This window comes from Natrinema saccharevitans, from assembly GCF_001953745.1.
GTDB classification, from domain to species: Archaea; Halobacteriota; Halobacteria; order Halobacteriales; family Natrialbaceae; genus Natrinema; species Natrinema saccharevitans.
Window position 1 is genome coordinate 1,835,545 of sequence record NZ_LWLN01000001.1, and the last position, 12,297, is coordinate 1,847,841.

The following is a 12,297-nucleotide window of genomic DNA, read 5'->3' on the forward strand; positions in this document are numbered from 1 at the left end:
GTTAGTTCTGCAGTGTACTGTTGAGAACACTGCTCTCGGACCAGGCGCTCTGTGGCTATTACTGTTCGCTTGGACAGTTTGTGCCGATCGGAACTCTATCCAGGAACCCAAAATGTGGGTATTGCTTCGGTATGAATATTGTTCGTTCTACCTCGTCTGCGACCAGTTGTCGTGGCCGCTTCGAAAGGGCTATCTGAAGTCATAGACAATAGAGTATTGTACAATATATCCATGGAAGACATGAACGGACTCGATGTCGACGAACTCGAGTCGCTCATCGACGGAGTCGCTGCCGAGCCAGAGCAAGCGTCGTTTACGTTCCGTGCCGAGACGGAATGGACGGGTGGCTTCGCAAGCGAGACGCGTATTAGCGACTTCGAACAGGACGGGACACCGATCGAGTCGCCGGAGTTTACCGTAACCGGCGACGAGCCAGCGGCGTTGCTCGGCGAACGGGACGGTCCGAACGCGGTCGAACACCTCTTGGCTGCCATCGGCTCGTGTCTCAGCGTGACCTACGCGGGACACGCCGCTGCGAAGGGCATCGAGATCGACGAGATGCACTTCGAATTCGAGGGTGACATCGATCTGCGGGGCTTTCTCGGATTGAGCGACGACGTCCGGGCAGGATACGAAGAGATCCGTGCCACGACACACATCGACGCCGACGCGTCGGACGAGGAACTCGAGGCGTTACACGAGGAAGTCCTCGAGACGTCGCCGCTGTACGACAGCGTGACGAACCAGGTGTCTCTCGAGTTCGATCTCGATTTCGAATAGGGACGTCACGACGTGCGTAGCCGTCGGCGACCGTCACTCCTGTTTCAACCTGCCGTCGATCGTTCGACCGCGAGTCGGTCGCTCGAGCGACCGAAACCGATATCCATGACCGTGCATATAGAAACCCATTTACCGGCCGACTTTCATCACCTAGGTGAATGAGTCTTGCCGATTCGGACCGCGAACTCGTCGTCTCCGAGTTAGACCGAGAGCCCACCCGGGCGGAGGCGGCGCTGTTCGAGAACCTCTGGAGCGAACACTGCGCGTACCGCTCCTCGCGACCGCTGCTGTCGGCCTTCGACAGCGAGGGAGAGCAGGTCGTCGTCGGGCCGGGCGACGACGCGGCGGTCGTCGCGTTGCCCGGCGAGGAGGGCGAGGACGCGACGTACATCACGATGGGCATCGAGAGCCACAACCACCCCTCCTACGTCGATCCGTTCGACGGCGCGGCGACCGGCGTCGGCGGTATCGTCCGCGACACGCTCTCGATGGGGGCCTACCCCATCGCGCTGGCGGACTCGCTGTACTTCGGCGAGTTCGACGACGACCACTCGAAGTACCTCTTCGAGGGCGTCGTCGAAGGGATCAGCCACTACGGGAACTGCATCGGCGTCCCCACCGTCGCCGGCAGCGTCGACTTCCACCCCGACTACGAGGGGAACCCGCTGGTCAACGTCGCCTGCGTCGGCCTGACGAACGAAGATCGGCTCGTCACCGCCGAAGCGCAGGAACCGGGTAACAAACTCGTCCTCGTCGGCAACGCCACCGGCCGCGACGGGCTCGGCGGCGCGAGCTTCGCCAGCGAGGACTTGGCGGAGGACGCCGAAACCGAAGACCGGCCCGCGGTTCAGGTCGGCGATCCCTACGCGGAGAAACTGCTGATCGAGGCCAACGAGGCGCTCGTCGACGAGGGCCTGATCGAGTCCGCTCGCGACCTCGGTGCCGCCGGCCTCGGCGGGGCCTCGAGCGAGATGGTCGCCAAAGCGGACCTCGGCGCCCGCATCGAACTCGAGCGAGTTCACCAGCGCGAGCCGAACATGAACGCCCTGGAGATCCTGCTCGCCGAGTCTCAGGAACGGATGTGCTACGAGGTCGAACCCGAGAACGTCGAGCGCGTCCGCGAGATCGCCGAGCGGTTCGATCTCGGTTGCTCCGTCATCGGCGAGGTCACCGACGGCAACTACACCTGCACCTTCGAGGGCGAGACGGTCGTCGACGTCGACGCCTACTTCCTCGGCGAGGGCGCGCCGATGAACGACCTCGGGAGCGAGGATCCCGAGCCGCCCGCGACCGACCTGCCCGATGTCGACCTCGCGGAGGCGTTCGACGCCGTCGTCGCGAGCCCGAACACCGCCTCGAAGCGGTGGGTCTACCGGCAGTACGACCACGAGGTCGGCGCGCGAACGAGCGTGGGACCGGGCGACGACGCCGCGATCATCGCGGTCAGGGAAGCCGAGCAGGGCCTCGCGCTCTCGTCGGGCGCCGCGCCAAACTGGACCGCCGTCGCACCCTACAAGGGGGCCCGCGCGATCGCGCTCGAGAACGCGACCAACGTCGCGGCCAAGGGCGCGACGCCGCTGGCCGCGGTCGACTGTCTCAACGGCGGTAACCCCGAGAAGCCGGACGTCTACGGCGGATTCGAGGGGATCGTCGACGGCCTCGCGGAGATGTGCGAGACGCTGTCGGCGCCGGTCGTCGGGGGCAACGTCTCGCTGTACAACGACTCCGTCGCCGGCCCGATCCCGCCGACGCCGACGCTGGCGCTGGTCGGGGCGAAGGAGGGCTACGACGCGCCGCCGCTGTCGGCCGCGCCCGAGGGCGAACTGGTGTTAGTCGGCGACCTCGGTCTCGCCGACGACGTCCGGCTGGGCGGCTCCGAGTACCTCGCGCAATTCGGGGGCAGCGATCGGTTCCCCGAACTGCCCGACGACCCCGCGGCCCTGATCGAGACCCTCGCCGCGGTGGCCGACGACGACGCGACGCTCGCGGTTCACGACGTCAGCCACGGCGGGCTCGCCGTTTCCCTCGCCGAGATGGTCACCGACGACGCCGGCCTCGAGGTGTCGCTGCCGGGCGACGACCCCGCCGGCGAACTGTTCCACGAGCAGCCGGGTCGCGCGCTGATCCAGACCGAGTCCGTCGAGGCGGTCCGCGAGGCGTTCGACGGGGTCGCCCCCGTCGTCGAACTCGGTGCGGCGACCGACGACGGGACGCTGTCCGTCGACCTCGGCGACCGGACGATCGAGACCGACGCCGCCGAGATCCGGGAGCGGCGCGCGACGATCGAACGCGGCCTCGAGTGACGATCGAGTCGTGCCGATCGGCCGGCCGCACCGATCGACGGCCGTCTCACTACCGTTACTGTCCGGTATATTGATGTTCGTTCGGCACAAATTCCCCGCGAACGGCCCAACCGAAGGAACGTCGATGTCAGATACCCCATCCGTCCTGATCGTCGAAGACGAGCCCGACCTCGCCGACCTCTATGCCGCCTGGCTCGCGGAGGAGTGTCGCGTCCGGACGGCCTACGATGGTACCGAGGCGCTCGATTCGATCGACGAGACGATCGACGTCGTGTTGCTCGATCGGCGGATGCCGGGACTCTCGGGCGATACCGTCCTCGACACTATCCGAGAGCGGAGCCTCGATTGCCGGGTCGCGATGGTGACGGCCGTGGAGCCGGACTTCGACATCGTCGAGATGGGGTTCGACGACTACCTCGTCAAGCCGGTCTCGGGCGAGGAACTCGTCGACGTGATCGATCAGTTGCTGCTTCGCTCGACCTACGACGAGCAGCTTCAGGAGTTCTTCGCGCTGGCCTCGAAGAAGGCGCTGTTGGACGAACAAAAGACCGCGGCCGAACGCCAGTCGAGTCAGGAGTACGCCGAACTCGAGGACCGACTGGCCGTCCTCCGGGTCCGGGTCAACGACACGATGCAGGAACTCTTAGAGCAGGGCGGCTACCGACAGCTCTGCCGGGACATCGCGGGCGAGTCGTTCGAAACGGAATAGGGTCACTCGAGGTTTCGCTCGAGTGTCGTTACCTCCCGGATTTCGATCCGGGTACCGCCGTTGTCGCCGTTGGTGACCGTACACGTCCAGTCGTGGGCCTCGGCGATCGCCCGGACGAGTGCGAGACCGAGGCCGTCGATCGCGGTGTCGTCGTCGGCGGTCGGATCGAGGACCCGATCGTGTGCGTTCGGTGGGATCTCCGCGGCGTCGTCGAGGAGGAAGAACCCGCGGCTGCCGCCGTCTTCGAACCCGACCAGTCCGATCTGGACCGTCACGTCGCCGTCCGCCCGGGCGACCGCGCTGTCGAAGGCCGTCTGGAGGAGGTGGACGAACCGGTCGGGGTCGGCACGGAGCGCCGCCGGCGCGTCCACGACGACGTTATCCGGGTCCAGCCGGGAGTCGGCGAGCGCGTCGTCGATAGTCGACTCGAGGCGGAGTCGACTTCGCGGGCCGACCGCGGAGGCGTTGCGGGCGAACTCCCGGACGTCGTCGACGAGCCGTTCGGCCCGGTCGAGTGTCGTCTCGACGGTATCTTCCGCCAGGGGAAACTCCCACTCGTCGGCTCCGTCGTCCGCGAGGGCGTCGGCGACGGCCTCGAGTTGGTTCTGGAGGTCGTTCGAGAGGATCTCGGCGACGGCCTCGAGGCGTTCGGTCTGGCGCTCGAGTTCGGCCGTCCGATCCCGCAGGACCCGTTCCCGGTCCGCTCGATCGAGGGCGGCGCGAGTGTTCTCGACGAGCGTCGAGATGAGATCGACGTCGGTTTCGTCGAACCAGTGGGGGTCGTACGAGCCGGTCATGAGGACCCCGTGGGTCCCGATCGGGGCGATGATCTCCGAGCGAAGCGGCGTCTCGGGGTTGTAGAGCCCGTCGGTCCCGTCGAGGTCGTCGAACAGTTCGACCTCGCCGCCTTCGAAGACCTCCCAGACCAACCCCTCGCCGGGGTTGAACCGCGGGAGGCCGCCGAACTCGTCGTGGGCCCCCGCGGTGCCGGCGACCGGCTCGAGGTAGCCCTGCTCCTCCTCGAGCAGCCAGACGCCGCTGATAGGGAGATCGAGCAGGTCGCTGCCGGCGTGGACGGCGATCGCACAGATCTCCTCGGGATCGTCGGACTCGAGCAGCCACCGGGTGACCTCGTGCAGCGACGTGACGACGCGGTCGTACTCGTGTTGGTCGGTGATGTCCCGGACGATCGCGGCGACCGTCGCGGCGTTGTCCTCGACGGGAACGAACCGGAACTCGCCCATCCGGTCGTCGCCGCCGGGCCCGACGTAGGGCAACTCGAGCTGGCGACGGGTGGCGTTACCGACATCGACGTCGGTGATCGCCCGCCCGATCTCGACGGCGTCGTCGTCGTCGATCCCCGCCGCTTCGGTCAGGGTCTCGACGTGTTCGCCGACGAGCGTCGAGCGGCCCGCGCCCAGCACCGACTCGGTCGCGCCGTTGACGGTGATGATCTCGCGATTGCGATCGAGCGTGACGACGGCGTCGCGGATCGCCTCGACGACCGCGGCGTGTTGCGCGAGCGTCGTCTCCTGGGCCTTCCGCTCGCTGACGTCGCGCATGAACACTGAGAGGCCCGTCTCGGAGGGATACGCCCGCGCCTCGAACCACGTCTCGAGGGGGGCGTGATAGATTTCGAAAGAGACCGGTACCTGTTCGTCCATCGCGCGGTGAAAGCCCTCGGGGAACTGCGTCTCGACGGTCTGGGGGAACTCGTCCCACATGACGCGTCCGATCAGGTCCTCTCGAGAGCGTTTCAGCAACGTCTCCGCCCGCTCGTTGAGATAGGTGAACCGAAAGCTCGTATCGAGGGCGAAGAAGGCGTCGGTGACGCGATCGACGATCGGAACGGGGCGCATCGTCACAGCTGGCCACCCCACGCCCGTTCCGGCGGTGTAGCCCCGCCCTCGAGCCCGAATCGATCGTCGCTCGCAACCGTTGGAATCATCGACGGATAGTTACTGGATCGTTAGTAAACCCCCTATTTCAGTGTCGTGGCCGAGCGCCGGTGTGTGGGTTGTTCGCATAGTCATGGCGCGGGAATCGGACGGGGGTCGGGTATCCGATCCGGCTCGGCAAGGGGGTTACGCTGTTCGATCGGAGAGGACCGACGCCATGGTCGATCTCCGCGATCGACGCCGGCTTTTCCTCGGCGGCGTGACCGTCCTCGCGGTCCGTCTCGTTGCTCGCGGGCGGTCACCTCGACGTCTCAGGCGTTGTCGGCGACGAAGGCCTCGATCCGGTTCAGCGCCTCCCGGAGGTCCTCGAGGCCGGTCGCGTAGGAGATCCGCAGGTGACCCTCGCCGCCGGTCCCGAAGACGTCGCCGGGGACGACGGCCACGCCCTGTTCGCGCAGGACCTCTTCGGCGAACTCCTCGGCGGTGAAGCTCTCGGGGACCTCGGGGAAGCAGTAGAACGCGCCCTTGGCCTCGAAGACGTCCATCCCGATCTCCCTGAATCGCGAGAGGACGAACTGCCGTCGGCGGTCGTACTGATCGACCATCTCCTGCACGTCGTCCTCGCAGGAGTCCAGCGCCTCGAGGGCGGCGTACTGGGCGGTCGTCGGGGCCGACAACATCGTGTACTGGTGAATCTTGTTCATCGCGCCGATGGCGTCGGCCGGGCCGAGCGCATAGCCCAGTCGGAGGCCGGTCATCGCGTGGGCCTTCGAGAAGCCGTTGAAGACGATGGTGCGCTCGCGCATCCCCTCGAACGTCGCGATCGAGGTGTGCTCACCGTCGTAGGTCAACTCGGCGTAGATCTCGTCCGAGAGGACCAGCAGATCGTGTTCGCGGGCGAACTCGGCGATCGGCTCGAGGTCCTCGGCGGGCATGATCGCGCCGGTCGGATTGTTCGGGTAACAGAGGACGAGGACGTCGGCCTCGTCGGCACCCGCTTCCTCGAGGCCCTCGACTGTGAGTCGGAAGTCGTCTTCCTCTCTCGTCGGTACCGGCAGCACTTCGCCGCCGGCGAAGATCACGCCGGGCTCGTAGGAGATGTAGGAGGGCTGGGCGATCGCGACCGTGTCGCCGGGATCGACGAACGCCCGGAAAGCGAGATCGACCGCCTCGCTGGCCCCGGCGGTGACGATGATCTCCTCGTCGGGGTCGTAGCCCAGGTCGAACCGGTCGGCGACGTAGTCGGCGATCGCCTCGCGGAGGTCGGTCTTCCCGCGGTTGGCGGTGTAGGAGGTCTTGCCCTGCTCGAGCGAGGCGATGGCGGCGTCGCGGGCCGCCCACGGGGTCGCGAAGTCGGGTTCGCCCACGCCCAGCGAGATGACCTCGTCGCGCTCGTCGGCGATCTCGAAGAACCGGCGGATGCCCGACGGCGGAACCGCCTGCACCCGGTCTGACAGTTCGAAGCTCATGGTCAGGGCGAGAAGGAAAGCCGGTCGTCGTCCTCGCCGTCACCGAGTTCGATCCCGTTCTCCTTGTAGGAGGTCATCACGTAGTGGGTGACTGTCTGGGTGATCTCGGGGACCGGCGCGACCTTTTCGCTGATGAACTGCGAGACCTCGCGGATGGAGTCGCCCTCGACCTCCATGTCGAAGTCGTAGTCGCCGCTGATCAGCCGGAGGGCTTTGACCTCCGGAAACCGTGCGAGGCGCTCTGCGATGTCGTCGTAGCCGGTCTCGCGGTCGAGCGTGACGTTCAACTCGACCTCGGCCCGGACGCGCTCGTCGGCGAGCTTGTCCCAGTCGACGACCGCCTGGTACCCGCGGACGACGCCTGCCGCCTCGAGTTCCTCGATGGTGGCCTCGACCTCGGCTTCCTCGAGGTCGGTCATTCGCGCGATATCGGCCGCGGAGTACCGCGCGTTCTCACGAAGGGACTCGAGCACCTCGCGTTCGCTCATACTGGCTGCAAGCGCGAGCGCGAGTAAAGGTCTAACGTTGTTCGTTCGTGAACGATCGTTCGGGACTCGGCTACCGGTAGTTCTTGAACAGCAGCGCCCGCACGTCGTCTTTGGTCTGGACCTGCTCGGTCGAGCCGTCCGGCAGGTCGACGCTGTAGCGGTAATCCGCCGAATCCGCCTCCTCCCACTTGTCGTCGTGGGTCTCGAGCAGGCTCATCATCTCGTCTAACATATCGTCGTCGTCAGCGGAGCCGTCGCCGTCGGTCCCATCGCCTTCGCCGGCGTGACTCCCGTCGTCCGCGTCGCTCGCATCGTCGTCGGCCAGTTCCGCAGGATCGTCCGACTCGGACTCGAGGTCCTCGTCCCCGTCCGCGTCGTCCACGACCTCGTCGGTCCCCGTGGCCTCGCCCTCGACGTAGGAGACTTCCTCGAGGTCGTGGGGATCCGCCTCGCCCTCGATTGCGGCCCCGACCGAGGCCGCGACGTCGTCGGTCGCCGAGGAGTCGAACTCGCCGTCGGCTTCGAGTTCGATCTCCTCGTCCAAGTTGTCGATCAGGAACTGGACCGCGTCCTGCTCGCGGACGAAGCCGTACTTGCCGACGACCGATTCGGCGATCTCCTCGCGGAGGTGCTGGATGAACGCGTACTGTTCGTCGGTGACCTCGAGCGTCTTCATACCCAGTCGATGCGGCCCGGGGTACAAATATGTAAGTCGTTGCGTGGAACTCGAGGGATCGGATCGATCGGAAGTGCACCGGAATTAAGTGGCTCCGGGAGCCAGCCCCGAACGGCTATGGACGAGGTACTCGAACTCGCCGACGTCGTCGCCGATTCGGAACTCGAGGGTGCTGTCGTCTGGCTGCTCCGACTGGTCGGCCTGCTGGCGATCCTGGGCGGCCTCGGGCTCTGGCTGCTGACCGATATCACCCTGATCGTCCCGCTCGCCCTGATCGCCGGCGGAATCGCCCTGCTGGTCGTCCCCGGCTTGCTCCTCGAGTTCGCGGAGCTGTTCGGCTAGGGCGCGTGTCGGTCACGACCCGACCACTCCGAACGTGACGATTAAGGCCGAACGGGCCGAACCGACGAGTATGGTTCTCAAAGAGTCCGAGTCGGATCTCGAGGCCGGCGACCCCGCCCCCGAGTTCGAACTCGAGGGCGTCGACGGCGAGACCTACTCGCTCGAGCGCTTCGCCGACGACGAGGCGCTGCTGGTCGTGTTCACGTGCAACCACTGCCCGTACGCGCAGGCGAAGTTCGACCTCCTGAACGAGCTGGCCGCCGAGTACGACGACGTCTCGGTCGTCGGGATCAACCCCAACGACGCCGAGGAGTACCCCGACGACTCCTTCGAGAAAATGCGGGCGTTCGTCGACGAGGGGAAAATCGAGTACGACGCGTACCTCCGTGACGAGAGCCAGGACGTCGCGCGGGCCTACGGCGCGGTCTGTACGCCCGATCCGTTCCTGTTCGAACGCGACGACGGCGCGTTCAGGCTCGCCTATGACGGCCGCCTCGACGACGCGCCCAACCCCGACGACGAGCCGAGCCGCTTCCAGATCCGCGAGGCGATCGACGCCGTGCTGGCCGGCGAGGACGTCGACCTCGAGTGGCAGCCCTCCCGGGGCTGTTCGATCAAGTGGAAAGACGACTGAACGGCACTAACCGGCGACCGACCCACTGCCGCCCGTTCGTCCCCAGCCTTTAGTCGACGGCCGGTGTGGCTCGAGGGTGTGAGTCAGCACCCGCGACCCAACGCGCTTCGGGAGACGCTCGAGTCCGGCGACGTGGCGCTGGGCGTCCTCGAGAACACGTACAGCCCGTCGGTCGTCGAACTCTACGCCGTGCTCGGCGTCGACTTCGTCTGGATCGACCTCGAACACGGCGGCCCCAGTCCCTTCGACGGCGGTCGGCTGGAAGAACTGCTTCGGGCGGCCGACGGCACGGACACCGAACTCCTCGTCCGCGTTCCGGGCACCGATCCCGCGCTCGTGCGGAAGGCCCTCGACGCCGGCGTGCGGAACGTCTTCCTCCCCAGAGTCGGAAGCAGCGAGGAACTCGAGACGGCGGTCCGGGCCGGCCGGTTCGAGTACGAGGGCGACCCCGGCGGCCGCGGGCTCGCCAGTCCGCGGGCACGCCGCTGGGGGCTGGCCGACAACTACGTGGCGAGCGAGGACGAGTCGGTCGTCGTCGGCGTCACGGTCGAGACGCAGTCGGCGCTCGAGGACCTCGAGGACATCCTCGCGGTGCCGAAACTCGGCTTCGTCTTCATCGGGCCGCTGGACCTCTCGGTCTCGCTGGGGTATCCGGGCGAACTCGATCACCCCGAGGTCGAGGAGGCCATCGAGCGGATCCGGTCGGCCGCCGTCGAGGCGGACGTCCCGATCGGCGGGCTCGGTTTCGGGATGGACGATGTCAACGAGAAGGCGGAGAACGGGTATCAGCTACTGAACGTCGGGACGACGACCGGCGCGTTGCAGTCGGCGGTTACGGGGTGGCTCGACGGCTACGACGGTTCGTGATCGACGGACCGTTCACCGATCGCGACTGCGTCACCGCTGGACGGCCCGCCGGTACTGGACCGGCCACTCCTCGGCGACCGCGTCGGGATCGCGCTCGAGGTCGCCGGTCGCGCGGAGCCCGAAGTACGGGTCCCGCAGGAATTCCCGGCCGACGAGGACGAGGTCGGCCCGGTCGTTGCGGATCAGGGCGTCGGCCTGTTCTGGCTCGGTGACGCCGCCGACCGCGCCGACGGCGACGTCTGCCCCCTCCCGGACCTGCTCGGCCAACGGCACCTGAAAGTTCGGACCGCCCGAAATCGACTGGGCGGGGTGGAGCCCGCCGGAGCTGACGTCGACCAGATCGACGCCGAGATCGGCGAGGTCGTCGGCCAGCCGAACCGACTGCTCGAGATCCCACGACTCCCGATCGTCGAGCCAGTCGGTCCCCGAAATCCGGACGAAGACCGGCTTGTCGTCGGGCCAGACCTCGCGGACGGCGTCGACGACTTCGCGGACCAGCCGGGTCCGGTTCTCGAAGCTCCCGCCGTAGTCGTCCTCGCGGCGGTTCGTGACCGGCGAGAGGAACTCGTGGAGCAGGTAGCCGTGGGCCGCGTGGACCTCGGCGATCTCGAACCCGGCCGCGAGCGACCGTTCGGCCGCCGCGCGGTAGGCGTCGATCACGCCCTCGATGTCCTCGGCGTCGGCCTTCCGCATCGCCGGCCGGTCGCCGTCGAAGGGGGGATAGGCGTCGGGCGACGGCGTGAGTACCTCCCAGCCCGCCGCTCCGGAGGGTCCCGTTTCGTCGGGCTGGAGCGGGACGTGACCCTCCCACGGACGCTCCTTGCTCGCTTTGTGGCCCGCGTGGGCGAGCTGGATCGCCGGCACGCCGCCCTGATCCCGGATGAACTCCGTGATCGGCTCGAGGGCCTCGGCGTGGTCGTCGCTCCAGATGCCCAGATCGTGGGGCGTGATCCGCCCCTCGGGGGAGACCGCGGTCGCCTCGGTCATGACGATGCCGGCCCCGCCGACGGCCCGGCTCCCGAGGTGGACGCGGTGCCACTCCGTCGGTAGTCCGTCGGGGTCACAGGAGTACTGACACATCGGCGAGACGGCGATTCGGTTCCGCGTCTCGAGATCGCGCAACGACAGTCCGGCGAGCAAATCGGTCATCGACCGGTCGTATCCGCGGCAGAAGGAAAACGGCCGCGGAGGGAGCGGGGCTTGCCGGCTCGCGTCGGCCCGGCCGAACGCGGTACCGGTATGGGCGTTGCGGTCCCAGCACCGACATGGAGACTGCAGCCGCCATCGCGGACCGGTTCGACGCGTCTCGCCCGGTAATCGGCGTGGTCCACCTCCCGCCGCTGCCCGGCGCACCGGGATTCGGCGACGGGGACGAGGACCACCGCGATGCCATCCGTACCCGCGCGCTCGAGGACGCCCGCCGGCTCGAGGCCGGCGGTGCTGACGGGCTCATCGTCGAGAACTTCGGGGACGCCCCGTTCCATCCCGACGACGTGCCGAAACACGTCGTCGCGGAGCTGACCGCGATCGCGACGGCCGTCACCGACGCCGTCGACGTCCCGGTCGGGATCAACGTCCTCCGAAACGACGCCGTGGCGGCGCTGTCGGTCGCCGCGGCCGCCGACGCCGCGTTCGTCCGCGTCAACGTTCATATCGGTAGCGCAGCGACCGACCAGGGCGTCCTCGAGGGGCGGGCCCACGAGACGCTCCGCCTTCGGGAGCGAATCGAGGCCGACGTCTCGCTCCTCGCGGACGTCCACGTCAAACACGCGAGTCCGGTCGGCGAGCGCGACATCGAACGCGCTGCGCTCGAGACCGTCGAACGCGGGCAGGCCGACGGCGTGATCGTCTCCGGGCCCGGGACCGGGGTCGAAACGCCGCTCGCGGACATCGAGCGCGTCGGCGACGCGCTCGCCGATGCCGCGGCCGGGCCCGTCCCGGTGTTCGTCGGCAGCGGCGTCACGAGCGAGACGGTCGGCGACTGCCTCGCGGCGGGGGCCGACGGCGTCATCGTCGGTACCGCGCTCAAACGGGGTGGCGAGACGACGAACCCGGTCTCCAGAGATCGGGTCGACGAACTCGTTGGCGCGGTCCGGGACGCGGCCTCGAGCGACGACTGAGGGACACGCGG

Annotated in this window: 12 protein-coding genes; 7 read left to right on the forward strand and 5 right to left on the reverse strand. The window is 67.6% G+C overall.

Annotation, left to right across the window (positions count from 1 at the left end; translation table 11 throughout):
* Positions 1 to 231 precede the first annotated feature (231 nt).
* The 3 genes from A6E15_RS09325 (at position 232) to A6E15_RS09335 (ending at position 3,792) form a co-directional block, all read left to right on the forward strand.
* Positions 232 to 780 (forward strand): OsmC family protein, encoded by a 549-nt coding sequence (locus A6E15_RS09325; protein WP_076145726.1) that lies wholly within the window; start codon positions 232 to 234, stop codon positions 778 to 780.
* 158 nt (positions 781 to 938) lie between these two features.
* Positions 939 to 3,083, forward strand: coding sequence for a phosphoribosylformylglycinamidine synthase subunit PurL (gene purL, locus A6E15_RS09330; RefSeq protein ID WP_076145727.1), 2,145 nt, complete (start codon positions 939 to 941; stop codon positions 3,081 to 3,083).
* Between the two features lie 124 nt (positions 3,084 to 3,207).
* Positions 3,208 to 3,792, forward strand: a complete 585-nt coding sequence (locus A6E15_RS09335) for a response regulator (protein ID WP_076148281.1) — start codon at positions 3,208 to 3,210, stop codon at positions 3,790 to 3,792.
* A 2-nt stretch (positions 3,793 to 3,794) separates the two neighbouring features.
* Here A6E15_RS09335 and A6E15_RS09340 read toward each other — a convergent pair whose 3' ends face one another.
* The 4 genes from A6E15_RS09340 to A6E15_RS09355 all read right to left on the reverse strand — a co-directional run bounded on the left by A6E15_RS09340 (position 3,795) and on the right by A6E15_RS09355 (position 8,323).
* The gene (locus A6E15_RS09340) at positions 3,795 to 5,651 is read right to left on the reverse strand and encodes a sensor histidine kinase (protein ID WP_076145729.1); all 1,857 of its coding nucleotides are present in this window, start codon (positions 5,649 to 5,651) and stop codon (positions 3,795 to 3,797) included.
* Positions 5,652 to 6,001: 350 nt separating this feature from the next.
* Positions 6,002 to 7,159, reverse strand: coding sequence for a pyridoxal phosphate-dependent aminotransferase (locus tag A6E15_RS09345; RefSeq protein ID WP_076145731.1), 1,158 nt, complete (start codon positions 7,157 to 7,159; stop codon positions 6,002 to 6,004).
* Between the two features lie 2 nt (positions 7,160 to 7,161).
* On the reverse strand, positions 7,162 to 7,647 hold the full coding sequence (locus A6E15_RS09350) for an Lrp/AsnC family transcriptional regulator (protein WP_076145733.1): 486 nt from the start codon (positions 7,645 to 7,647) through the stop codon (positions 7,162 to 7,164).
* A gap of 70 nt (positions 7,648 to 7,717) precedes the next feature.
* Complete coding sequence (locus A6E15_RS09355) at positions 7,718 to 8,323, reverse strand: hypothetical protein (protein ID WP_076145734.1); 606 nt, start codon at positions 8,321 to 8,323, stop codon at positions 7,718 to 7,720.
* 117 nt (positions 8,324 to 8,440) lie between these two features.
* Here A6E15_RS09355 and A6E15_RS09360 point away from each other — a divergent pair, with 117 nt between their 5' ends.
* The 3 genes from A6E15_RS09360 to A6E15_RS09370 all read left to right on the forward strand — a co-directional run bounded on the left by A6E15_RS09360 (position 8,441) and on the right by A6E15_RS09370 (position 10,166).
* A complete protein-coding gene (locus A6E15_RS09360) occupies positions 8,441 to 8,665 on the forward strand; it encodes a hypothetical protein (protein ID WP_076145736.1) in 225 nt (74 codons plus the stop codon).
* Positions 8,666 to 8,735: 70 nt separating this feature from the next.
* Positions 8,736 to 9,299, forward strand: coding sequence for a thioredoxin family protein (locus tag A6E15_RS09365; RefSeq protein ID WP_076148283.1), 564 nt, complete (start codon positions 8,736 to 8,738; stop codon positions 9,297 to 9,299).
* Positions 9,300 to 9,377: 78 nt separating this feature from the next.
* Positions 9,378 to 10,166, forward strand: coding sequence for an HpcH/HpaI aldolase family protein (locus tag A6E15_RS09370; RefSeq protein WP_076148285.1), 789 nt, complete (start codon positions 9,378 to 9,380; stop codon positions 10,164 to 10,166).
* Between the two features lie 30 nt (positions 10,167 to 10,196).
* Here A6E15_RS09370 and A6E15_RS09375 read toward each other — a convergent pair whose 3' ends face one another.
* Entirely contained in the window at positions 10,197 to 11,315 is a 1,119-nt protein-coding gene (locus A6E15_RS09375; RefSeq protein WP_076145738.1) for an NADH:flavin oxidoreductase/NADH oxidase, read from the reverse strand.
* A 116-nt stretch (positions 11,316 to 11,431) separates the two neighbouring features.
* On the opposite strand from A6E15_RS09375, the gene A6E15_RS09380 reads away from it, so the two are divergent.
* Positions 11,432 to 12,286 (forward strand): BtpA/SgcQ family protein, encoded by an 855-nt coding sequence (locus tag A6E15_RS09380; protein ID WP_076145739.1) that lies wholly within the window; start codon positions 11,432 to 11,434, stop codon positions 12,284 to 12,286.
* Positions 12,287 to 12,297: the final 11 nt, after the last annotated feature.

Bases quoted from the DNA above. Each gene is read 5' to 3' on its own strand.
- A6E15_RS09325 (WP_076145726.1), top strand. From the start codon at position 232: ATGGAAGACATGAACGGACTCGATGTCGACGAACTCGAGTCGCTCATC.
- purL (WP_076145727.1), top strand. From the start codon at position 939: ATGAGTCTTGCCGATTCGGACCGCGAACTCGTCGTCTCCGAGTTAGAC.
- A6E15_RS09335 (WP_076148281.1), top strand. From the start codon at position 3,208: ATGTCAGATACCCCATCCGTCCTGATCGTCGAAGACGAGCCCGACCTC.
- A6E15_RS09340 (WP_076145729.1), bottom strand. From the start codon at position 5,651: ATGCGCCCCGTTCCGATCGTCGATCGCGTCACCGACGCCTTCTTCGCC.
- A6E15_RS09345 (WP_076145731.1), bottom strand. From the start codon at position 7,159: ATGAGCTTCGAACTGTCAGACCGGGTGCAGGCGGTTCCGCCGTCGGGC.
- A6E15_RS09350 (WP_076145733.1), bottom strand. From the start codon at position 7,647: ATGAGCGAACGCGAGGTGCTCGAGTCCCTTCGTGAGAACGCGCGGTAC.
- A6E15_RS09355 (WP_076145734.1), bottom strand. From the start codon at position 8,323: ATGAAGACGCTCGAGGTCACCGACGAACAGTACGCGTTCATCCAGCAC.
- A6E15_RS09360 (WP_076145736.1), top strand. From the start codon at position 8,441: ATGGACGAGGTACTCGAACTCGCCGACGTCGTCGCCGATTCGGAACTC.
- A6E15_RS09365 (WP_076148283.1), top strand. From the start codon at position 8,736: ATGGTTCTCAAAGAGTCCGAGTCGGATCTCGAGGCCGGCGACCCCGCC.
- A6E15_RS09375 (WP_076145738.1), bottom strand. From the start codon at position 11,315: ATGACCGATTTGCTCGCCGGACTGTCGTTGCGCGATCTCGAGACGCGG.
- A6E15_RS09380 (WP_076145739.1), top strand. From the start codon at position 11,432: ATGGAGACTGCAGCCGCCATCGCGGACCGGTTCGACGCGTCTCGCCCG.